Annotated in this window: 17 protein-coding genes; 13 read left to right on the plus strand and 4 right to left on the minus strand. The window is 72.0% G+C overall.

Going from position 1 to position 22,561, the window contains the following annotated elements; genetic code table 11:
* Position 1 precedes the first annotated feature (1 nt).
* The 5 genes from POF43_RS03310 to POF43_RS03330 are packed head-to-tail and all read left to right on the plus strand — an operon-like array spanning position 2 to position 5,992.
* Positions 2-1,066: a lantibiotic dehydratase C-terminal domain-containing protein gene (locus POF43_RS03310; protein ID WP_271322404.1), complete on the plus strand. Its 1,065-nt coding sequence runs from the start codon at positions 2-4 to the stop codon at positions 1,064-1,066.
* Positions 1,063-2,340 (plus strand): M50 family metallopeptidase, encoded by a 1,278-nt coding sequence (locus POF43_RS03315; protein WP_271322403.1) that lies wholly within the window; start codon positions 1,063-1,065, stop codon positions 2,338-2,340. The genes POF43_RS03310 and POF43_RS03315 overlap by 4 nt, the downstream gene beginning before the upstream one ends.
* 45 nt (positions 2,341-2,385) lie before the next feature.
* Positions 2,386-3,309, plus strand: coding sequence for an ABC transporter ATP-binding protein (locus tag POF43_RS03320; protein WP_271314011.1), 924 nt, complete (start codon positions 2,386-2,388; stop codon positions 3,307-3,309).
* Positions 3,306-4,061 (plus strand): ABC transporter permease, encoded by a 756-nt coding sequence (locus POF43_RS03325; protein ID WP_271322402.1) that lies wholly within the window; start codon positions 3,306-3,308, stop codon positions 4,059-4,061. The genes POF43_RS03320 and POF43_RS03325 overlap by 4 nt, the downstream gene beginning before the upstream one ends.
* Complete coding sequence (locus POF43_RS03330) at positions 4,058-5,992, plus strand: TOMM precursor leader peptide-binding protein (RefSeq protein WP_271322401.1); 1,935 nt, start codon at positions 4,058-4,060, stop codon at positions 5,990-5,992. Before POF43_RS03325 ends, POF43_RS03330 begins: the two co-directional genes overlap by 4 nt.
* Positions 5,993-6,075: 83 nt before the next feature.
* On the opposite strand, the gene POF43_RS03335 is transcribed toward POF43_RS03330, so the two are convergent.
* A complete protein-coding gene (locus POF43_RS03335) occupies positions 6,076-6,243 on the minus strand; it encodes a thiazolylpeptide-type bacteriocin (protein WP_271314008.1) in 168 nt (55 codons plus the stop codon).
* A 251-nt stretch (positions 6,244-6,494) separates the two neighbouring features.
* Between POF43_RS03335 and POF43_RS03340 the strand changes: the two genes are divergently transcribed.
* Entirely contained in the window at positions 6,495-7,862 is a 1,368-nt protein-coding gene (locus POF43_RS03340) for an amidohydrolase (protein WP_282704391.1), read from the plus strand.
* A gap of 208 nt (positions 7,863-8,070) precedes the next feature.
* Here POF43_RS03340 and POF43_RS03345 read toward each other — a convergent pair whose 3' ends face one another.
* Positions 8,071-10,260: a glycoside hydrolase family 15 protein gene (locus POF43_RS03345; protein ID WP_271324333.1), complete on the minus strand. Its 2,190-nt coding sequence runs from the start codon at positions 10,258-10,260 to the stop codon at positions 8,071-8,073.
* Between the two features lie 299 nt (positions 10,261-10,559).
* Here POF43_RS03345 and POF43_RS03350 point away from each other — a divergent pair, with 299 nt between their 5' ends.
* From POF43_RS03350 to POF43_RS03375, 6 genes are all read left to right on the plus strand, one after another.
* Positions 10,560-12,437, plus strand: coding sequence for a carbohydrate-binding protein (locus POF43_RS03350; protein ID WP_271324332.1), 1,878 nt, complete (start codon positions 10,560-10,562; stop codon positions 12,435-12,437).
* Between the two features lie 97 nt (positions 12,438-12,534).
* Positions 12,535-13,740 carry an ROK family transcriptional regulator gene (locus POF43_RS03355; RefSeq protein WP_271316079.1) on the plus strand — a complete coding sequence of 402 codons (1,206 nt, stop codon included), beginning with the start codon at positions 12,535-12,537 and terminating at the stop codon, positions 13,738-13,740.
* 118 nt (positions 13,741-13,858) lie between these two features.
* Positions 13,859-15,187 carry an ABC transporter substrate-binding protein gene (locus POF43_RS03360; RefSeq protein WP_271316080.1) on the plus strand — a complete coding sequence of 443 codons (1,329 nt, stop codon included), beginning with the start codon at positions 13,859-13,861 and terminating at the stop codon, positions 15,185-15,187.
* A gap of 92 nt (positions 15,188-15,279) precedes the next feature.
* On the plus strand, positions 15,280-16,257 hold the full coding sequence (locus POF43_RS34755; RefSeq protein ID WP_271324331.1) for a carbohydrate ABC transporter permease: 978 nt from the start codon (positions 15,280-15,282) through the stop codon (positions 16,255-16,257).
* Positions 16,254-17,138, plus strand: a complete 885-nt coding sequence (locus POF43_RS03370) for a carbohydrate ABC transporter permease (protein ID WP_282704392.1) — start codon at positions 16,254-16,256, stop codon at positions 17,136-17,138. The genes POF43_RS34755 and POF43_RS03370 overlap by 4 nt, the downstream gene beginning before the upstream one ends.
* Positions 17,139-17,300: 162 nt before the next feature.
* Positions 17,301-18,878 (plus strand): alpha-amylase family glycosyl hydrolase, encoded by a 1,578-nt coding sequence (locus POF43_RS03375; RefSeq protein WP_271323088.1) that lies wholly within the window; start codon positions 17,301-17,303, stop codon positions 18,876-18,878.
* A gap of 129 nt (positions 18,879-19,007) precedes the next feature.
* Here POF43_RS03375 and POF43_RS03380 read toward each other — a convergent pair whose 3' ends face one another.
* Complete coding sequence (locus tag POF43_RS03380) at positions 19,008-20,018, minus strand: phospholipase D-like domain-containing protein (protein ID WP_271316767.1); 1,011 nt, start codon at positions 20,016-20,018, stop codon at positions 19,008-19,010.
* A gap of 460 nt (positions 20,019-20,478) precedes the next feature.
* On the opposite strand from POF43_RS03380, the gene POF43_RS03385 reads away from it, so the two are divergent.
* Positions 20,479-21,618, plus strand: coding sequence for a glycoside hydrolase family 3 N-terminal domain-containing protein (locus POF43_RS03385; protein ID WP_271323087.1), 1,140 nt, complete (start codon positions 20,479-20,481; stop codon positions 21,616-21,618).
* Positions 21,619-21,649: 31 nt separating this feature from the next.
* Here POF43_RS03385 and POF43_RS03390 read toward each other — a convergent pair whose 3' ends face one another.
* Positions 21,650-22,414, minus strand: coding sequence for a G1 family glutamic endopeptidase (locus POF43_RS03390; protein WP_271316769.1), 765 nt, complete (start codon positions 22,412-22,414; stop codon positions 21,650-21,652).
* Positions 22,415-22,561 lie beyond the last annotated feature (147 nt).

A 22,561-nucleotide genomic window follows, 5' to 3' on the forward strand; every position in this document is an offset into this window, starting at 1 on the left:
CATGTCATCAGCCACCGCGCCGGCCGGCGCCACCGAGGGCGCCTGGCAGGCGATCCACGTCTGGTACGCGGCGAGCCCCCGCCCGCTGCTGCTCGAATGCGTCAAGCCGCTCGTCGACGAACTCACCGCCGACGGGCTGCTGGCCGGGCACTTCTTCATCAACTACTGGCTGGAGGGCCCGCACCTGCGGCTGCGCCTGAAGCCGGCCGGCGCGGGAGCCGCCGAGGAGGTGCGCCGGCGTGCCGAGGAGGCGGTCACCGCCTTCCTCAAGCGGCGCCCGGCGCTGTACGAGGTGAAGAACACCTACTTCGCCGACCTGTACAACGCCCTGTTCGACCTGGAGTTCCCCGGCGAGGAACGCTCCCGGCTGATGGGCCCGGACGGGAAGATGCGGCTGCGGCCGAACAACTCCCACAGCTTCGAACCCTACGAGCCGGAGTACGGCAAGTACGGCGGCCCGGCCGGGGTGGCGCTGGCCGAGTGGCACTTCCAGCACTCCTCCGACCTGGTCGTGGAGGCGCTGCGCACCATGAACCTGCACCTGCGCACCGTGCTGCTGGGCACCTCCGCGCAGTTGATGATGGTGATGTCGGCCTGCTTCCTGACCGACGACGAGGAGCTGACCGTCTTCCTGGAGCGCTACCACGCCTTCTGGGACGGCGCGTTCGCCGGCACGGAGTTCACCGCGCGCCAGGGCTACGACCGGGCGTACGAGCAGATGGGCGCCGAACTGGGCCGCCGGTTCGGTGAGATCCGGGCGGCGCTGGCGGCCGGCGAGGACGCGCGGCTGCCGGCGTTCCTGCGCGGCTGGGCCGGGCACTGCCGTGAACTCGTGGCGCGCGTCAAGGAGTTGGCGCAGGCTGGCGCGCTGGAGTTCCGCACCTGGAGCGGTGACGAGCGGATGGTGGTCGACGACGTCGCCCGCGCGCTGCCGATGCTGGTGTCCCCCTATATGCACATGACCAACAACCGGCTGTCGGTGACCGTGCGCGACGAGGCGTTCCTGGCCTACGTCCTGGCCCGTTCGCTGCGCGAGGCGGCCGCGGTCCCGGCGGAACCGCGGTGACCACCGACAGCATGCTCCAGCTGCGCCCCAGACGCCGGCAGGACCTGCGGCTGGGCCCCGGCACGCTGCGCGGCACCACCGTGACGCACCCGGTGCTGGACCCGGTCACCGGCGGGCGCTACGAGCTGCGGCCCAAGGAGTTCTTCGTGCTGTCCAGCCTGGACGGCACCGCGACGCTGGGCGAGGTCGGCGAGGCGTACGCGGTGCGCTTCGGGGTGCGGCTGGGCGAGCGCAACTGGCAGCAGCTGCTCGTCCTGCTGCACGGCCGCGGCTTGCTGGTCGCCGACCACCCGAACGCCCAACGACCGCCCGCCGCCCGGCCGGTGGCGGCAGCGGCGGACGAGGCGGGTGATCCGGCGGACCGGCCGTCGAACCTGCTGGCCGGGCGGACCCGGATGGTGGCCGACGCGGACGCCTTCATCGAGGGGGTGCACCGGCGCACCGGGTTCGCCCGCTCCCGGGCGTTCCTGACGGCGCTGCTGGTGGTGACCGCCGCGATGCTGGCCGACCTGGGCCTGCACGGCGGCCTGCTGGCGCACGACCTGCGGGAGCTGGCCCACCGCCCGGTGCTGGTGCTGGCGGTCGGGGTGGTGCTGTGGGTGAGCCTGGGACTGCACGAGGTGGCGCACGGCCTGGTGGGACGGGCGTACGGCGGCCGGGTCACCGAGATCGGGTTGCGCTGGCGGCTGCCGGTGACGTATCTGTACTGCCTGGTGCGGGACATGGCGTTCTTCTCCCGGCGCGGCCACCAGGTGGCGACCGTGCTGGCCGGCCCGGCGACGAACCTGGTCTTCCTGCTGCCGTTCTGGGCGGGCTGGCTGCTGGTGCCGCGCGCCGGCCCGGCGCACTACGCGCTCGGCGGGCTGCTGCTGCTCGGGGTGGCCACCGCGGCCGGCAACCTGGTCCCGCTGCCGCCGCTGGACGGCTACAAGACCCTCGGCTACCTCACCGGCACCTCCCGGCTGGCCGCCGACAGCAGGGTCTTCCTGCGGCTGGCGGTCGCCGGGTGGTTCGGCCGGGGTCCGGGCACCGCCGGGTACAGCGGGCGGACGCGGTGGGTGTACGGCGTCTACGGGGTCTTCAACGCCCTGGTGACGGCGGCGCTGGCCGGCGGGCTGCTGGCCGGGGCGGGGCTGTGGCTGGCCGGCAGGTACGGCACCGCCACCGGGTTCCTGCCACTGATCGTGGTCGTCGCGGCGCTCGCGCTGCGACGGCTGGGGATGGCGGCGCGCGCGAAGCGGGAGGCGCTCGCCGCACACCGTTCGGCCGCGTGAGCGGACCGGACACGCGTTACCGGTGATCGACCAAGGGAAGGCGAGATGACAACACACGACACGGCGCCAGGAGCGGCCGTGCTGATAGAGGACGTGCACAAGGCGTACGGACAGGTCCGTGCCGTGGACGGCGTCTCGCTCAGAGTCGAACAGGGTGAGTTCTTCGGCATCCTGGGCCCCAACGGGGCCGGCAAGACCACGCTGATCGAGATGGTCGAGGGCCTGCGCGAGCCGGACCGCGGCACGATCGCCGTGCTGGGCACCACCCCCTGGCCGCGGGACGTGGCCCTGCTGCGCCGCATCGGGGTGCAGACCCAGGCGTCGGCGTTCTTCACCCGGCTGACCGCCGTCGAGCACCTGCGGACCGTCGCCGAGCTGTACGGTCTGGGCCCGGACGCGGCGGACCGGTCGCTGGCGCAGGCGGGGCTGACCGAGAAGGCCGGCACCCGGGTCGACAAGCTGTCCGGCGGGCAGCGGCAGCGGCTGGCGATCGCCACCGCGCTGATCCACCGCCCGGAGCTGATCTTCCTCGACGAGCCGACCGCCGCCCTCGACCCGGAGGTGCGCCGCACCCTGTGGGACATGCTGCGCGCGCTGCGCGGCGAGGGACGCACCATCATCCACACCACGCACCACCTCGACGAGGCCGAGGCGCTGTGCGACCGGGTCGCCATCATGGCCGGCGGGCGGATCGTCGCACTGGACTCGCCCGGCAACCTCATCCGGGCGCTGGACGCCCCGACCCGGCTGTCGGTGCCGGCCGGGCGGCTGAGCGTGCACAAGGCCGAGGCGGTCGACGGGGTCGCGCGGGCCTACGAGGAGGCCGGCGAGGTCGTCATGGAGACCCGCGAACCGGGCCGGGCGCTGGTCGCGGTCGGGGAGCTGACCGGCCTGGACCAGGTGCGCACCCGCACCGCCACCCTGGAGGACGCCTACCTCCGGCTGACCGGATCGGAGCACACCGCGTGAGCACCTACACGGCCCTGGCCAAGGCGAACTACAAGGCGTACACGCGGGACGTGACGACCATGTTCTTCACCTTCGCCTTCCCGCTGATCTTCCTGGTCGTCTTCGGCCTGATCTTCTCCGGCCAGCGCGTCACCAAGGGGGGCCTGCCCTACATCAACTACACCGCGCCCGGCGTGCTGTCGTGGGGGGTGGGCAACGCGGCGCTGTTCGGCGTGGCGTTCACCATGATGCACTGGCGGCGCGACGACATCCTGCGGCTGATCTGGCGCACCCCCACCCCGCTGTCGTCGGTGCTGGTCTCGCGGTACGCCATCGCGCTGGGCGTCGGCCTGGTGCAGGCGGTGCTGTTCACCGCGGTGGCGCTGCTGCCGTCGTTCGGGCTGCACCTGTCGGGCGGCTGGCCGACCGGGCTGCCGGTACTGCTGCTGGGGGTGACCGCGTTCATGGCGGTCGGCCTGGTCGTCGGCAGCCTCGCCGACACCCCGGAGGCGGTCGCCGCGATCGCCAACTGCGTGATGATCCCGATGGCGTTCCTGTCCGGCGCGTTCTACCCGATCACCTTGATGCCGCACTGGCTCCAGGACGTCTCCCACGTGCTGCCGCTGCGCTACTTCAACGACGGCCTGCTCAACGCCTTCTCCGGGCAGGGCGGTTGGGGCGACTTCGGGATCAACTGCGGCGGCCTGGTCGTCTTCACCGTCATCTTCGGGGCGATCGCCACGAAGACCTTCCGCTGGAGCAACGGCAGATGACGACCACCCTCGCACCCGCCCCGGACCCGGCGCCCGCGGTGCTCGCCGCCGTCGACGACGCCTGCCGGTGGCTGGCCGGACGGCTCGCGGCCGGCGCGGCCGGGGGCGTGCCGCCGGCCGTGGTGCCGCTCGGCGCGCACGACGCGCTGCTGACCGGGCGCGACCCGTACGCCGCCGAGCGGCCGGGTGCGAGGGTGCACCTGGCCCGCGACGGCGTGCTGATCGGCCCGTGGGGCGACGCACCGGCGGCCGAACGGGCCTGCGGGCAGTGCCTGGCGATGCGCTGGCAGCGGCTGCGCACCCGCTCGGAGCGGGAGGCGCTGGAGACCGGCGGGGCCAGCACGGCGACCGGCCGGTGGCCGGTGCTGCCGGACTTCGTGGCCGACGCGGTCGCGGCGCTGGCCGGTCGCGCCGCGGCCGACCGCGGCGCGGCAGACCTGCCGCGGGTGACCCGGCTGGACCTGGCGACCCTCCAGGTCGTCACGTATCCGCTGCTGCGCGAGCCACTGTGCCCGTCGTGCGCGGCCGACGGCCTCGACACCTGGCCGCCGCAGTCGCCGTGGCCGGTGGAGCGGGTCAAGGCGGCGCCGGAGGCGTACCGGCTGTGCGCCCCGGCCGACTACCGGCTGCCGCACGCCGCGCTGGCCAACCCGGTGTGCGGGGTGCTGGGCGCGGCGACCTGGACCGACATCACCTCGCCGACCACCGCGCCGGTGGCCGGCAGCGTCTTCATGCGCGGGTACGCGGGCCTGACCGACGTCACCTGGAGCGGGCAGGCCAACGCGTTCGCCGCCAGCCGGGACCTGGCCTTCCTGGAGGGCATGGAACGCTACGCCGGCACCCACCGGCGCGACCGGGCACCGCTGCGGGTCGCCTCCTACGAGGAGTTGGGCGACCTGGCGCTGGACCCGCGCGACGCCGGGCTGTACGCACCGGAGACCTACCGCGACGACCCGATGGTCCGCCCGTTCGACCCGGCCCGGCCGATCCCGTGGATCCCCGGCCACTCGCTGCGCGACGACCGCACGGTGCTGGTGCCGGCCCGGCTGGTGCACTACAGCGCCGGGGTGGCGGCCGACGACTTCGTCTTCGAGTGCTCCAACGGCTGCGCGATCGGCAGCTGCCTGGAGGAGGCGGCGCTGTTCGGGCTGCTGGAGCTGATCGAGCGCGACGCGTTCCTGCTGGCCTGGTACGGCCGGGCCCGGCTGACCGAGATCGACCTGGAGTCGGTCGGCGGCCGGCGGGTGCGGGCGATGGCGGACCGGGCGGCGCTGCGCGGCTACGACGTGCGGGCCTTCGACAACCGGGTGGACCTGGCGGTCCCGGTGGTCACCGCCCTCGCGGTGCGCCGCGACGGCGGTCCCGGCACGCTGGCGTTCGCGGCCGGCGCGGCCTTCGACCCGGAGGCGGCGGTGGAGTCCGCGCTGTCGGAGATCCTCACCTACATCCCGCACCTGCCGGGCCAGGTGCGCGAGCGGCCCGCCGAACTGGAGGCCATGGCCGACGACTACGACCTGGTCAAGCGGCTGCCGGACCACGCGGCGCTGTTCGGGCTGCCGCGGATGGCCGAGCACGCCCGCGAGTTCCTCGACCCCGGCCCCGTCCGGAGCCTGCCGGAGCTGTACGCCGGCTGGCAGGAGCGCCGGCCCCGGACAGCGGACCTGCGCGACGACCTGGCGGTGGTCCGCGAGGAGCTGACGGGCGCCGGGTTCGACGTCATCGTGGTGGACCAGACGACGCCGGAGCAACGCCGGCTGGGTCTGCGGACGGTGGCCACGCTGGTGCCGGGGCTGCTGCCGATCGACTTCGGCTGGAACCGGCAGCGGGCGCTCACCATGCCGCGGCTGCGCACCGCGTTGCGGCGGGCCGGCCTGCGCGCGACCGACCTGGCGGAGCAGGAGGTGCGGCGCGTCCCGCACCCGTTCCCCTGACCGGGGGCGGCGCGGCCGGCGCCGCAACGCCCTCCGCGCGGCACGGGAGTCCCGTACCGCGCGCAGGAGCTTCGCCCAGGAGATCAGGCGGTGCAGCTGGTGGTGCTGGTGGTCGACGAGCAGGTGCTCGTGCTGGAGCAGCTGGTCGACGAGCCGAGCATGACCTCGCTGGCGTCCGAGTAGTCGGTGATCTCGAAGGTCTCCGACTCCAGCTCCAGGATCTCCTGGGCGAGCGACTCGAGAGAGTTCATGTGCGCCTCCTTCACGTCAGGGGGTGGCACGTCCGGGGCGGGCGCTCCGGCCGACGGCTTGCGACCGGGCGCTTGAACTCCCGTGCGGTGGGCCGGGGTCAGTTCTACCGGGTGCCCCTGACAGGTCGTCCGGCATCCCGCTGTCATGTCGCTGTCGAAACGTTCCGCCGGCCGCCCCGCCGCCGGGCCCGGCCGGTCCCGGTCCCTTCCGTCCGCCTGTCCGTCCGTCCGTCCGTCAGGAGTGCGTGCCGATGTCCCAACGTCCCGGCCCCGGACCGGTCCTCGCGGCGCTGCCCGACGTGCTGGCCGACTGCGTGGGGTTCTACCTCGACGTCCACCGCTCCCCCGAGCTGTCCGGCGCCGAGGAGCGCACCGCCGGGCTGTTCGCCGACCGGCTGCGGGCCGGGGGCTACCGGGTCACCACCGGGATCGGCGGCCACGGCGTGGCCGGCGTCCTGCGCAACGGCCCCGGCCCGGTGGTGCTGCTGCGGGCGGAGCTGGACGCGCTGCCGGTGCGGGAGGCCACGGGGGCCGCGTACGCGTCGACGGTGCGGGCGCCGCAGGACGCGGCGGCGGACGGGTCCTGCGGGGCGGCGGGCGGCGGCGTGGTGCCCGTGTCGCACGCCTGCGGGCACGACATGCACCTGGCCTGCCTGGCGGGCGCGGCGGCCCTGCTGGCCCGGGGGGCGGCGCACTGGCGCGGCACCGCGGTCGTGGTCGGCCAGCCCGCCGAGGAGACGCTGACGGGCGCGGAGGCGATGCTGCGCGACGGGCTCTACGAACGCCTTCCGGCGCCCTCGGTGGTGCTGGCCCAGCACACCGCGCCGCTGCCGGCCGGCATGGTGGCGCACGGCGGCGGCCTGATGCTCAGCGCCGGCGCGATGGTGACCGTCACCGCGCACGGCACCGGCGGCCACGCGGCGACCGCCCACCTCGGCGTCAACCCGGTCGAGGTGGCCGCCGCGATCACCTTGCGGGCGCGCGAGTCGGTGGCGGCGGCCTTCGGCGCCGGCGACCACGTCAGCGTCACCGTCGGCGCGCTGCACGCCGGCACCCGGGGCAACGTCGTGCCCGACCGCGCCCGGCTGGAGATCGCCGTGCGCGCGCCGGACGCCGCCCGCCGCGACCGGGCGGTGGAGGTGCTGCGCGGCGTCTGCGCGCGCGAGGGCGCGGCGTACGGCTGCCCGCGCGCTCCGCAGGTCGAGGTCCGCGCGCTGTCCCCGGCCACGGTCTGCGACGCCCCGACGCTGGCAGCGCTGCGCACCGCGCACCTGGCCGCCTTCGGCGCCGGCCGGGTCGCCGGCTGGCCCCCGTCGTCGGCCACCGAGGACTTCGCGCTGTTCGGCTCGGCCGGCGCGTGGCTGCACGGGGTGCCCGGTATCCGCACCGGCTACTGGATGCTCGGCTCGGTCGGCCCCCTGCCGTGGCGGACGGCACCGGGCGGCACCGCGGCGGAGAAACTGGCCGCCCTGCCCGGCAACCACTCCCCCGCCTTCCTGCCCGACCCCAGGCTGACGACCCCGGCGGGGATCACCGCGATGACGACGGGGGCACTGGCGATGCTGGGGACGGCACGGGGTGAGGGAGCGTCAGCGGGGGATGAACTGGGGCCGGGGTGAGCCGGGGCGGGGGCTGAGCCGGGGCCGGGGTGACCGGGACCGGTGGATGGCCGACCGGTGGGCCCCGCACCGTCAGGCCGGCCTCGCGCGGGCGGTCGGCACCGCACCGCCCGCCGGGACCGCACCCGCCGGCCCCGCGCCATCCGCGGGAACCGCCGCGCGCCGGGGCGGACGTCAGGGTCCGTCCCGGCGCGCGGTCGGGCGGGGGTCAGCCGCCGGCCGGGGGTGCCGGGGGTGTGATCGGCGGGGTGACGCGCAGCTCCGTCTGGGCGCCGTACTGGAGCGAGGCCAGCACGTACCAGGCGCCGGTGACCGGCTCGACCATGGTGGAGACGACCGGCTTGTCCGTGACGTTGGACGTCGCCTCGCCGGGCGGCATGTAGCCGGTGGCGGTACGGGAGGCGTACCAGGTCAGGCGCTTGAGGGCGTCGGTCTTGTCGGCCAGGTAGATCTGGTCCAGCGCGACGTACATCGACATCTGCGGCCAGGACGGCTCGGCGGCCAGCGCCTCGTCGCCGGCCGGGTCGTAGGGCGAGGAGTAGTAGAAGTCGTCGCCGACGTAACGGGCCAGGCCGTAGGTGTCCTGGGTGAGCGTCGAGGTGATCTTGGCGATGTGCGACTCGGCGTAGGCGCTGTTGGCCGGCACGACGCCGAGCACGATCAGCATGTCGGAGGAGGAGTCGACCGGGTCGACGCGGGCGGTGTTGTCGGTGTTGACCGAGCGGTCGAAGTAGCCGCCGCCGGCCGAGTTCCACAGGCCGGCCGGGCTGGCCCCGGAGTCGCGGTAGATCGCGCCGTCGATGGTGGCCGCGGCCGAGGCCCAGCCGTTCTCCAGCGAGGAGTTGCTCTCGTCGGCGGCCAGCTGCTCGGCGGCGTACAGGCCGCCGACGTAGGTGGCCTGGGTGAAGGCGTTGTACTCGACGGTCTCCTCCCAGATGGAGTTGTCCGCCGGCCCGAAGCCGTTGCTGCCGATGCCGTTCTTGATGAAGTTGGCGGCCTTCTGCACCGCCGGCCACATCGCGGACAGGAACGAGGTGTCGCCGGTGGCGGTGTAGTGCCGCAGCACGCCGTCGATGAACAGGCCGACCGAGTCGTCCTCGGGCTCGACGAAGCTGACGTGGGCGCCGGTCCACTCGTCGTAGGTGGTGCCGAAGGACCCGTCGGAGTTCTGGATGCCGGCCAGCCAGCGGAAGTACTTGTCGGCCTCGGCGTGGTGGCCGGCCGCGTCGATGGCCAGCGCGGTGACGGCCGAGTCGCGCACCCAGGTCTTGTAGCCGTAGGCGATCGGGTTGGTGGAGGCCGGCCAGGTGCCCAGTACCGGGTTCTGGGTCTGCTTCATCACCACCAGCGCCCGGTCGTAGGCGGTCGACAGGCCGGAGTCGGTGTAGGTCGACGTGGTCCGCTTGCCGGCGTTGAGCCAGTTGGTGTAGGCGGTGGTGGTCTGGGTCTGCCAGTAGGTGTCGCTCTGCGCCCGCGCGGTGTCGGCGTCGGCCAGCGCGGCCGCGGCGGTGGAGTCGATGGCCAGGTAGAACGAGGTGGACACCGAGGAGTTCGCCGGGACGGTGACCTTCTTCGACAGGCCGACCGAGACGTCCGCGGCGGTCACCGCGTTGTTGTCCGGCAGGTTGCCGGAGGCGTCGAAGGCGTACCAGGGCGCCACGGTGGCGCTGGAGGTGCTGGAGTCGGTGTCGTCGCCGACCTGGTGGCCGGTGGAGGCCCCGAACGAGCCCAGGACCAGGTGGTACTGGCCCGAGGACGACATGTCGACGACGTCGGCGTCGCGGGTGGAGTCCCAGGTCGCGGTGTCGGTCCTGCCGCTGCTCGCCCCGGTGTTGTTGACGTGCAGCTGGTCGAGGATGTTCTCGGTGACGGATGCGGACGTGGTGTTCTTCAGCCGGTAGGTGACCACCATGAAGTGCTGGTTGGGCACGGTGGTGTAGTCGCGGCCGATGGTCACCGGCATCGCGGTGCCGTTGTAGGCGCCGTAGTCGCTGCGCAGGATGCCACCGGAGTCGAGGTAGCCGGTGGCGGACGAGAACTGGTGCACCTGGTCGTACTTGACCCCGTGCGTCTCGTCGCGGAAGAAGCCGGTGTAGTCGCTGATCTGGTTGGTGTCGGAGCCGGCGGAGGCGGTACCGCCCGGGGAGTAGTGCAGTTCGGCCAGCCGCGGGCCGAAGCTGGTGTTGGTGTCGGTCTGGGCCAGCTGCGACGCCATCCAGATGCCGGTGGTGTCGCTCCAGTTGTTCATGTAGAGCGACCGGGCCGTCTCGGTCGTCGGCTGGGTGGTGGTCGCCGCCGCGGCGGGGGCGGCGGTCATCGCCGCCGCGCCGACCGCGCCGGCCACCGCCACCGCGCCGGCGGTGGCCAAGCCGATCAGTCGTATGCGAAGTCTCTTCATGCGTGGGCCTCTCACTGAGCCGCACCGTAGGGGGACGGCCGCCGGGGGCGTCAGTGGACGGGACCGACCTCGGGGCGGCAAGAGTGTCGTGCAGGTTAATTGCGCCCGTCAAGCAACAAACCCGTTCCGATACCCGGTCGTTGGCAACGCGCCCGGTGGAACCCCGGTGAATCACAGCCCGGCAACGGAAGGAGACCGGGGAGTTTTTTCCTTGACACACGTAATTGACCTGCGTGAGACTCGCCGCGGTCCCGACAGGCCACGGGCGACGGTGCCCGGTTCGGCGAACGGAGGCACGGATGAACATCTCACGGCGCGCCCTGCTCACGGGAGCGGGCGCCGCGGCGCTCGGCGGTGTGACGGCGGCGGCGCGGCGCGGCGGCGGCACGCAGGTGCCGCTGCGGGTCGCCCAGGTGGCCGCCGCGGCCGCGTCGATCAGCCCGACCAGCCGCAACAGCGTCTGGACCCGCTCCGGCGCCGGACCGCTGTACTGGTCGGCCTACAGCTGGGACTACACCAACAACGCCACGCTGCCGGAGTCGGTGTGGCAGCAGAACGTCGACTGGGTGGCGGCGACGTTCAAGTCCTCGGGCTACACGATGTGCTGCACCGACGGCTGGGTGGACTACACGCAGCAGACCAACGCCAACGGCTACATCCTCAGCTACAGCGACGACTGGGCCAACGACTGGCAGTACTGGGCGAACTACTGCTCCGGCAAGGGCCTCAAGCTCGGCGTGTACTACAACCCGCTGTGGGTGAGCGCCGCCGCGGCCGGCGACTCCACCAAGACCGTCACCGGCATGCCGGGCGTCACCGTCGGCTCCCTGGTCGACAGCGGCGACTTCCTCAACTCCAACGGCGAGCTGTACTGGGTCGACGTCACCAAGAACGGCGCCAAGCAGTTCGTCCAGGGCTACGTCAACTACTTCAAGAACCTCGGCGTCGCCTACCTGCGCACCGACTTCTGGGCCTGGTACGAGGCCGGCGCCACCGACGGCCAGGGCGGCATCGTCGCGCACGGCTCCACCAACTACGCCACCGCGCTGGAGTGGATCGCCGAGGCGGCCGGCGACACGATGGAAGTCAGCGTCGTCATGCCGAACATGTACGACAACGGCGCCCGCGAGGTGCTGTACGGCGACATGGTGCGGATCAACAACGACGCGACCACCGGCGGCTGGACACACCTGAGCGGCGGCCGGCAGAGCTGGCAGGACAGCTGGTCGCAGTGGGACAACGCGTTCAGCGGCTTCACCGGCTGGGCGCACCGCTCCGGGCGCGGGCAGCTGATCCTCGACGGCGACTTCCTGATGATGAACAGCTTCGCCTCGGACGCCGAACGGCAGACCGCCATCAACCTGTTCACCGTCGCCGGCTCGCCCGTCGCGATCTCCGACCGGGTCGACAACATCGGCGCCAACGCCTCGTTCTACACCAACAGCGACGTGCTGAGCCTGCACAACCAGGGCCTGACCGGGAAGCCGTACTTCTACAACGGTTCGCTGTACTCGGTGGACGGCACCTCCCGCGACACCGAGCGGTGGATGGGCCAACTGCCCGACGGCAGCTGGGCGGTGGCGCTGTTCAACCGCAACGACACCAACACGGTGACGAAGTCGGTCAGCTTCGGCACCGACCTGGGCATCGTGGGCGCGGCGGACGTCAAGGACATGTGGTCGCACGCCGACCTGGGGTCGATGACGTCGTTCTCGGCGAGCCTGGCCCCGCACGCCTCCCGGCTGGTGCACGTGGTGCCGGCCGAGTCGACCAAGCGGTACCAGGCGGCGTTCGCGGCCTGGGGCGGCGGCGCCAACTTCAACAACGACCACACCGGCTACTCGGCGATGGGCTTCGTCGACAAGCTGGAGGCGGCCGAGGCCGGCGCCAACGTCACCTTCGCGGTGCAGGCCGCCACCGCCGGATCGCACACCGTCCACTACCGCTACGCCAACGGCGGCGGCACGGCCGGCACGGTGACGGTGGAGGTCCAGACGGCCAACCGCACGGTGGTCGAGGCGCCCGTGACGGTCTCCTTCCCGGCCACCGCCGACTGGAACACCTGGGCCACCGTGACCGGCACGCTGACGCTGGCCGCCGGTCTCAACTTGATCACGATCGCCCGGACCACCGCGGACGCCGGCGCGATCAACCTCAACTACATCGAAGTGTCCTGATCGGCGCCGACCACCCGTACCACCGGGTTCCCGGCATCCGGCGCATCGCCGCGCGATCAACCACCACCGGTCATCCGGCGCTCCTGGAGGCGGCCCGTTGAACGTCAGGGAACGGCACGCCGCCGCGCCGCGGCCCGCCATGACCGACCTGATCGGGGAACGCACCAGGGCGGAGATCTTCGCCCTGGTGCTGACCTCGGGACCGGTCTCGCGCACCGCGCTGGCCGACCGGCTCGGGCTGTCGCCGTCCACCGTGACGCGGCTGCTCGCGCCGCTGGTGGAGGCCGGCCACCTGCGCGAGACGGTCTCGGAGGCGACCGGTCCCGGGCGGCCGCGGCGGCTGCTGCACGTCAACACCGAACGCCAGGTGGTGGTCGGCATCAAGATCGCCCCGACGCACGTCGCGGCGGTGCTGACCGACATGGGCGCCCAGGTGCTGCGGCGGGCCGAACGGGCGATCGCGGACTGCTCGCCGGGCACGGTGCTGGCGGCCTCGGCCGGGCTGACGGAGGAACTGCTGCGGGAGGTGCCGGGCAGCGCCGCCGGCGTGCTCGGCGTCGGCGTCGGGGTCAGCGGCCACGTCGACTCACCGGCCGGGGTGTGCCGCTACTCGGCGCTGCTGGACTGGCACAAGGTGGACGTCGCCGGACCGCTGTCGGCGGCCACCGGACTGCCGGTGGTGGTCAACAACGACGTCAACACCCTCGTGGTGGCGGAGCGCTGGTTCGGCCAGGGGCGGGACGTGGACTCCTTCGCGGTGGTCACCGTCGGCTCGGGGATCGGTTGCGGACTGCTGCTGGACGGCTCGTTGTTCGCCGGTGCCAGCGGCATGGCCGGCGAGCTGGGCCACCTGCCGATGGACCCCGACGGCCCGCTGTGCAGTTGCGGGCGGCGCGGCTGCCTGGAGGCGCTGGCCTGCAACGACGCGGTGCTGGGCCGGCTGCGGCGGGCCGGGGTGACCGGGGTGGACGGCATCGACGACGCGGCGGCGCTGGCCCGCTCCGCCGACGGCCCCGGCGCGCCGGCCGCGCGGGCCGCGTTCGCCGCCGCCGGGGACGCGCTCGGCCGGGGGCTGGCCGGGCTGTGCAACCTGCTGAACCTGGAGAAGATCATCGTGGCCGGTGAGGGCGCCGCCGCCCACGACCTGTTCGGCCCCGCGATGACCGCCGCCCTGGAACGGCACGCCTTCTCCGAGGCGGCCCGGGACTGCGAGGTCCAGATCGACCCGGTAACCGACGACCTGTGGGCGCGCGGAGCGGCGTCCTTGGTCATCAAGGAGACGGTGAGGGCTCCGCTCTCGTAAGATCCGCCACCAACAACGCGCTGGTTCCTCGACCGACTCCCGGTTGCGAGGGGCTAGCCTCAGTCCCCCTGCACAGAGATACAGTCCGTTCGAAATTTCCTCCGCACAAGGAACCCTCATGCACATACGCACCGCAGTCCGCTCGAACAAGGCCATGGCCGTGATCGGGGCCGCCGCCCTGATGCTGGCCGCCAGCGCGTGCTCGTCCGGCAGCAGCAGCGACAAGACCCCGTCCGCCTCCGGGCCGGCCAAGGGCACCATCGTCTGGTACGCCAACCAGTTCGGGCCGACGAACACCGACGTCCGCAAGACCCTGATCGCCGCGTTCGAGAAGGCCAACCCGGCCATCAAGGTGAAGCTCCAGGCGGCGCCGAGCGACTCCGACACCTTCCGCTCGACGCTGACCACCCAGATCTCCGGTGGCAACAGCAGCTTCGACGTCTACGACGGTGACGTGGTCTGGCCGGCGCAGTTCGGCAAGGCCGGCCTGGCGCTGCCGCTGAACAAGTACTTCCCGGCGTCGTACTGGAAGACCTTCTCCCCCGGCCTGGTCTCCTCGCTGACCTACCAGGGCAAGATCATGGCGGCGCCGCTGTTCACCGACAACGCGTTCCTGTTCTACCGCAAGGACCTGCTGGCCAAGGCCCACCTGCCGGTTCCCACCACGTGGGAGCAGCTGCAGAGCGAGGCGAAGACCCTCCAGCAGAAGAAGCTCGTCAAGTACGGCTTCGCGGCGCAGTTCGACTCCTACGAGGGTCTGACCGCCGACTTCACCGAGTTCGAGGCCGACGCGGGCGGCGCGACGCTCAACAGCGGCGCCACCAAGTCGACCATCGACTCCCCGGCGGCCCTGAAGGCGCTGACCTTCATGCGCGGCCTGGTCAGCAGTGGCGTGGCCCCCTCGGCCATCACCACCTTCCAGGAGCAGCAGTCGGAGAGCCTGTTCACCTCCGGCCAGGTGGCGTTCCTGCGCAACTGGACCTACGCCTACGCCGACTCCGACTCCAGCGCCTCGAAGGTGCAGGGCAAGGTGGGCATCGCCAACCTGCCGACGTTCGACGGCAAGTCCGGCCCGGGGTACTCCACCACCGGCGGCTGGAACATGTACGTCAACCCGCACAGCAAGCACCTGGCCGCGGACGTGGCGTTCGTCAAGTGGATGACGGGCACCGCCGCCCAGAAGATCATGGGCATCCAGGGCGGCGAGCTGCCGGTGAACGCGGCCGCGCTGGCCAGCCCGGACGTGCAGAAGGCCAACCCGGCCTACCCGGTCGCCGCGAAGAACAAGCTGGCGGCCCGCCCGTCGGACGCGGCGGAGTACGCGCAGGTGTCGAACTCGATCTACAGCAACGTCAACGCGGCGGTCTCGGGTTCCTCCTCCCCGAAGGACGCGCTCGGCAAGGCCGACAAGGCGATCACCACCGCTCTGGGCAGCAACGGCCTCTGAGGGCCCCGGCCGGACCCCTCGCACTCGACCGGAGGGCGCGGGGTCCGGCGCACAGTCGAACGATGAAGTTCAACGCGTGAAGAGGCAGGAAAGTGTCTGCGGATCAGGCAATACACCCACCGGACCTTGACAACTCGCCGAAGAAGCGGGGGCGTTCACGATCCGGCACCAGATCGGGACTGGAGCGCAGCTCCGCCCGGCTCGGCTGGGCCTTCGCCAGCCCCGCGCTGCTGCTCGTCGCGGCGGTGACGATCTTCCCGATCGTCTTCTCGCTGATCATGAGCTTCAGCAACGTGAACGTGACGGGCGACGGTTTCAGCCTGTCCGGCTTCACCGGCCACAACTTCTCGATCGTCTTCACCAGCGACCTGTGGCAGCACGCGATCGTCTTCACGACGCTGTACACGATCGTCACCGTCATCGTGGAGATCATCCTGGGCACGGCGATCGCCCTGGTCCTGGAGCGGCTGACCGCCTCGCGCGGCTGGATGATGGCGCTGCTGCTGCTGCCGTGGGCCATCATCACCGTCATCTCCGCGCAGCTGTGGAGCTACGTCTACAACGGCGTGTACGGCGTGCTCAACGTGGTGCTGTCACCGCTGAACGGCGGGCACGACATCAACGTGCTGGGCGGGTCGTTCTCGGCCACCGCCGCGATGGCGGTCGCCGACATCTGGAAGACCACGCCGTTCGTCGCGATCATCGCGCTGGCCGGCCTGGTCATGCTGCCCGGTGACATCGTGGAGGCCGCCCGCATCGACGGCGCCAACGCGTGGACCATCTTCTGGCGGGTGCGGCTGCCGCTGCTGCGCCCGACGCTGTCGATCGCGGTGCTCTTCCGCATCCTCCAGGCGTTCGGCCTGTTCGACCTGCCGTACGTGCTGACCGGCGGCGGTCCCGGCGACTCCACCGAGTCGCTGGCGCTGCTGGGCTGGAAAGTCATGTTCAACGACCTGAAGTTCGGTCCCGGCGCCGCGGTCGCGGCGAGCACGGCGGGCATCGTGCTGATCGCCTGCCTGGTGTTCCTCAAGGTCTTCCGTTCACAGGTCGGCTCCGAGGAGACCGCATGAGCACCGTGACCGCCCCCGCCGCCACTCCGGCCCCCGCCCCCGCCCGGCCGCGGCGCCGGGCCGACGGCGCGCGGATCATCACCGTCGTCGCGGCGCTGCTGGTGGCGCTGTTCGTGGCGCTGCCGCTGTACTGGATGGTGGCGACCGCGTTCAAGAGCACCGGCGACGTGGCCGCCGACCCGCCGCAGTACTTCCCGACGCACCCGACGACGGCGAACTTCGGCAGCGCCTTCCACCAGTACAACTTCGGCCGCTACATCGAGAACTCGGCCGTGGTGTCGGTGATCGCCACGCTGCTGGTGCTGGGCTTCGGCATCTTCGCCGCTTACGCGCTGGCCCGGCTGCCGGTGCGCGGCAAGGCCGGCGTGATGATGACGCTGCTGATGATCTCGCTGTTCCCCACGGTCGCGCTGGCCGCCCCGCTGTACCTGCTGATGCGCGACATCGGCTGGCTCAACAGCTACCAGGGGCTGATCCTGGCGTACACGGCGCTGAACCTGCCGTTCGCCATCTGGATCCTGCGCAACTACTTCCTCGCCATCCCCAAGGAGATGGAGGAGGTGGCGTGGATGGACGGCGCCTCGCCGGTGCGCACGGTCGTCAGCATCATCCTGCCGCAGGCCAAGCCGGGGATCTTCACCGCGGGGATCTTCGCGTTCGTCGCGTGCTGGACGGAGTTCCTGATCGCGCTGACGCTGGACAACGACGACGCGCACCGCACGATCCCGGTGGGCATCGCGCTGTTCGGCGGCCAGTTCACCACTCCGTACGGCACGATCTTCGCCGCCTCGGCGGTGGCGATGCTGCCGATCGCGATCCTGGTGCTGGTCTTCCGCAAGGCCGTCGTGTCGGGCCTGACCGCCGGCGCGGTCAAGGGCTGAGGCCCGTTCGCCGTTCCGCCACGCCCGCCCCCGGTGCCCGCGAGGGAACCGGGGGCGGGCGTGCGTGGTGACCGGGACCCGTCCCGGTCGTCCTCCCCAACCGCTCGGGTCGCGCGGCGCCGGCCGGTGCCGCGCACCCCGTCCTGGAGAAGATCTCTGCCGATGACCTCCCGACGTTCCACCCCCCGCTGGCTCGCCGACGCCGTCATGTACCAGATCTACCCGCAGAGTTTCGCCGACTCCGACAATGACGGCGTCGGTGACCTGCGCGGCGCGGCGCAGCGGCTGGACTACCTGTCCTGGCTCGGCGTCGACACCGTCTGGTTCAGCCCGCTGTTCGCCTCGCCGTTCGGCGACGCGGGATACGACGTGATGGACTACCTGGCGATCGCACCGCGCTACGGCACCAACGAGGACGCCTTCGCGCTGGTCGAGGCGGCCCGCGAGCGCGGTATCCGGGTGATGCTGGACCTGGTGCCCGGCCACACCTCGCACAGGCACCCGTGGTTCCAGCACTCGGCGCACGACCCGGCCGACCACCGCTACATCTGGTCGGACCGGGTGGGCGCGCCGGTGCGCGACTGGATTCCCAACCAGGGCCGGCGCGGCGGCTACTACCTGGCCAACTTCTATCCCATCCAGCCGGCGCTGAACTTCGGCTACGCGCGGATGGACCCGGCCGAGCCGTGGCGGCAGCCGGTGGACGCCGAGGCGCCGCAGGCCAACCGGGCGGCGCTGCGGAAGATCATGGCCTACTGGTTCGACCACGGGGTCAGCGGTTTCCGGGTGGACATGGCGGCCTCCCTGGTCAAGGACGACCCGGGGCTGGCGGAGACCGCGAAGCTGTGGGGCGAGATGCGCGACTGGATCGACGCGACGTACCCCGACTGCGTGCTGCTGTCGGAGTGGGGCGACCCGAAGACGTCGGTGCCGGCCGGTCTGCACGCGGACTTCTTCCTGCACTTCGTCGGGCGCGGCATGCGGTCGCTGTGGGACAACTCCACCGGAAGCCGCGGCAGTTGGTGGACGGACCAGGCGTGCTACTTCGACCCGGACGGCCGCGGCTCGATGGCGGAGTTCCTGTCCGCGTGGGGCGAGGCGGACCGGGCGATCGACGGTGCGGGCTTCGTGGCGCTGCCCACCGCCAACCACGACTTCTCCCGGCTGACCTGCGGTCCGCGCACCCGCGACATGGTCGCCCCGGCGTTCGCGTTCCAGCTGACCTGGCCGACGCTGCCGGTCGTCTACTACGGCGACGAGATCGGCATGCGGTACGTGCCGGGGCTGCCGGACAAGGAGGGCAGCCAGCTCGACGGGGAGGCCCGGCAGGGGTCGCGCACCCCGATGCAGTGGGACGACTCGGCCAACGCGGGCTTCTCCGGCGCGCCGGCCGACCGGCTCTACCTGCCGGTGGACCCGGCGCCGGACCGCCCGACGGTGGCCGGTTCGCAGGCCGACCCCGCTTCGCTGCTGCACCAGGTGCGGCAGCTGATCGCGCTGCGCAGGGCGACGCCGGCGCTGGGCACCGGCGGCTCGGTGGAGGTGCTCAGCGACGGCTACCCGTTCGTGTACCTGCGCGGCGGCAGCCACCTGGTCGTGGTCAACGGCCGCCGCGAGCCGGGCCGTGTCGCGCTGGGCGGGCTGTCCGGCGCGTTCCGCCCGCTGGTCGCGCACGGCGCCGAGGTGCGCGACGGCGACGTGGTGGCCGAGGGCTTCGGCTACGGCGTCTTCGAGCTGTAGGGGTCGGCGGCAGCCCCGCCGGGTCGGCGCGGTCGGTGGGCGACGGGCCGTGCGACGGGTGCGGGCCGGGTCCCGGCGCGGTGCGCGCGGACCCGGCCCGCGGGCCGGCGCGGTCCTACGACCGTGCGGTCACGACCAGTTGGTGCCGCCCGCGTAGTCCGAGGCGAGCGCGGACTGGACGCCGGAGATGATGGTGGTGTTGTTGGTCAGGAAGCCCAGTTCGCGGTTCTCGTTGAGCGAGGCGTTGGAGAAGTTCTCCGAACCGGCGAACACCTGGGCCGCGCTGGTGCCGTAGTCGGCGACGATCGCCTTGGCGTGGATGTAGAGCGAGGCGGTGTAGGCGTAGGTGTGCACGTGCACCCCGGCCGCGGTCAGCGCGTCGAACTCGGTGCCGTACTCGTTGTCGTCGTTGGTCATGATGACCTCGACGTTCACCCCGCGCTTGGCGGCGTTCTCCAGCGCGGTGGTGACGGTGGCGTCGCCCATCTCCTCGTTCTCCACCGACAGCGTCTTGGTGGCGCCGTTGATGAGGGCGAGGATCTGCGACTGCGAGTCGGTCGGGCTCCACACCAGGTGGTCGCCATCGGTCGGGGTGATCGCGGTGCCGGCGTAGTCGGCGTTGAAGACCTTCTCGATCGCCTTCACGTCCAGCGAGTTGTTCTCGATGACGGCGAAGTCGCGGCTGGTGGAGTAGTACTGGCTGGTCAGGTTGCCGGTCATGATCGCGCTGGTCGTGTCGTCGATCGTGACGGTCTTCTGGTGGGTGGCCGCATACGTCTTCGAGGCCCACACCGTCGGGACGCCGTTGGCGTTGAGGTAGTTGTAGGCCGTGGTGTTGCTCGACTTCTCCAGGTTCTGGTCCAGGATCACTCTGACCTTCACCCCGCGTTTGGCGGCGGCGGCCAGGTCCTGCTCGGCGGTGGTGTCGGTCAGCTCGTACATCGTCATGTCGATCGACGTCTTGGCCGCGCCGATGAGGTTGTAGATCGCCGTGTAGCCGTCGGTCGGCTCGGTCACCAGGGTGTACGTGACGGTGTGCGGGGCGGCGGTCGACGGGGTGGCGGCGACGGCGGCACCGGAGCCGGTGGCCAGCGCGGCGGCGGCCAGGACGCAGAGGGAGCGGATGGGCAGGCCGGACATTGCGCACCTCACAAGGACGTCGAATATGGCATGCACAGAACAGCACATCGACGTGTCGCGGACTACACGTGGCGGGCGAAGACCTGGGCGGGGGTTGGTAAATTCCGGCGGCGGCGGCCCGGGCCGATCCGCCGCCGCACCACCGCGCGCGAGCGCCACCTTTGAAGACATCGGCGACCCGGCGTACGCGCGCGGCCACCGCAGGTGACGGCACAGCCGGCGCACAGCGCGGGCAGCGCGGCCGCCGGGCCGCCTTTCACCTGGGAAGTCTTTACTTTCGGCGGAAGTCATCTCCGCAGCTCTTTCAGTCCACCGGTGGTCGAGACCAATGGAGTTCCGGCGATCCCCTTCCGCGTGCGGCATGATCACGCGTACGGTCGCAACGCCTTGGCGCCTGTCATGGCCACGGCAATCAGGCGGCACCGAGCGCTTCCCACCCCTCGCACCGGAAGAGGCACCCATGGACGAGCCCCGCAGTCTCCACGTCCGGCGACGCACCCTCCTCGCCGCGACCGGCGCGGCCGTGGCTGCCGCGTCCGTGACCACCACCGCGGCCGCCGCCGCGACCCGGCTGCCCGGCGCCGCCCGGCCGGCCACGCTGACCGCCGCGCAGACCGCCGGACAGCGGGTCATCTGGTCCTACCCCGGCCTGACCCCGCCGCAGAGCCTGCTGACCGCCATCTCCTACGGGCACGCCGCGGGCGTCATCTTCTTCGGCGAGAACATCTCCAGCAACAGCCAGATCGCCTCCGTCATCGCGCAGTTGAACGAGGCGAACGCCTCCAACCCGGTGAAGTCCCCGCTGCTGATGATGACCGACCAGGAGGGCGGGCAGGTGCGCCGGCTGTCCGGGGCGCCGACCCTGTCGGAGAAGCAGATCGGCGCGTCGTCCCAGGCGTCCAGCCAGGCGGCGAGCGCGGGCACCGGCGCCGGGCAGAACCTGCTGAGCGCCAGCATGAACATGAACCTGGCCCCGGTGCTGGACGTCTACCGCACGGCCGGCGACTTCGACGACCAGTACGGCCGCTCCTACAGCACCGACCCGGCCGTCTGCTCCAGCCTGGGCAGCGTCTTCATCCACTCCCAGCAGCAGACCGGGGTGGTCGCCTGCGCCAAGCACTTCCCCGGCCTGGGCGCGGCGACCGCCAGCGAGGACACCGACGCCGGCCCGGTCACCCTGACCCAGTCGCTGTCGGACCTGCGCAACATCGACGAGTACCCCTACGCCGCCGCGATCACCTCCGGCGTGAAGTCGGTCATGGTCTCCTGGGCGATCTACACCGCGCTGGACTCCACGAACCCGGCCGGCTTCTCGTCCGCCATCATCCAGGGCGAACTGCGCGACCGCCTCGGCTTCACCGGCGTGACGATCACCGACGCGCTGGAGGCCGGCGCGATCCCGTCGTCGATGACCACCGCGCAGCGCTCGGTGAAGGCGGCCGGCGCCGGCATGGACCTGCTGCTGTGCTCGGCCCGCGACGTCTCGCAGGGCATCGACGCGGTCAACGCGCTGGCCGACGCCTACACCTCCGGGTCGCTGCCCAAGAGCGCGTTCGACGCCGCCGTCAGCCGCGTGCAGGCCCTGCGCGCCTCGATCTGACCCCCGCGCCCGCCGCACGTGGTGCGGGACGTCAGTTGTGGTCCCAGGTGACGGAGAAGTTCTCGCCGCCGGACAGCGCCGACGTGGTGGCCTTCGTGGTGCTGCCGGAGGCCATGTTGATCTGGTCCGGGTCGAAGTCGCCGATCGGCTCGCCGTTGGCGGTGGCGCCGGTGAAGGAGGCGGTGCCGAAGTTGGTCAGCGGCAGCACGCTGTCGCTGGCCGGGGCCTCGGCGATGATCTCGGCGGAGGCGTCCTCGGCGGTGGAGGAGGTCTTGGTGGTGGTCTTCGTCCAGCCCTGCGTGGTGTCCGCCAGCTTCAGCGTGAAGGTGCTGCCGCTGACGCTCACCGTCGAGGTGAAGTGGTCGCCGGCCTTGACGGTGTTGGTGTAGTTGACCGGGTAGGCCGGGTACATCTCGTACCACGCGTAGTACTGCGGGGAACCGCCCGAGCAGTCGACCTCGCTGCCGGTCTGCTCGACCGAGTCGCTGCCGTCGCCGTCGATGCCGATCCAGAACGCCGCATAGGTGTCCTTGCTGGTGCAGGTGCCCTTCGGCTGCACCCAGCTGGAGGAGACGCTGGTGAACGTGCCGCCGGTGGCCGAGTAGCCCGCCCAGTTCGAGCTGCTGCTGTGCAGGATGCGGCCGTGCGGGTCCATGATGCGCTGGCCGGCCATCGGCGTCATGCGCAGCGCGTGCGGGGTGACCGCACCCGCCTGCGGCGCCATCATGGCGGCGGACAGCAGGGCCGCGGCAGCGGCGGCCGCGGACAGGGCGGAGATTCTGAAGGTTGCCGACATGGTGCTCCTTCTCGCGGTGGTGTCGCGGAACGACGAGCAAACCCGGCGGCACCTGTGGCGCCGGGCACCTGGCGACGAACTGCCCCCCGCCCGGGAGCGGTTGACGATGTGCAGACAATCACAGGTCGGCACACCGCCACCGGGCAC

It is taken from the genome of Streptantibioticus silvisoli (assembly GCF_027947535.2).
Taxonomy (GTDB): Bacteria; Actinomycetota; Actinomycetes; order Streptomycetales; family Streptomycetaceae; genus Streptantibioticus_C; species Streptantibioticus_C silvisoli.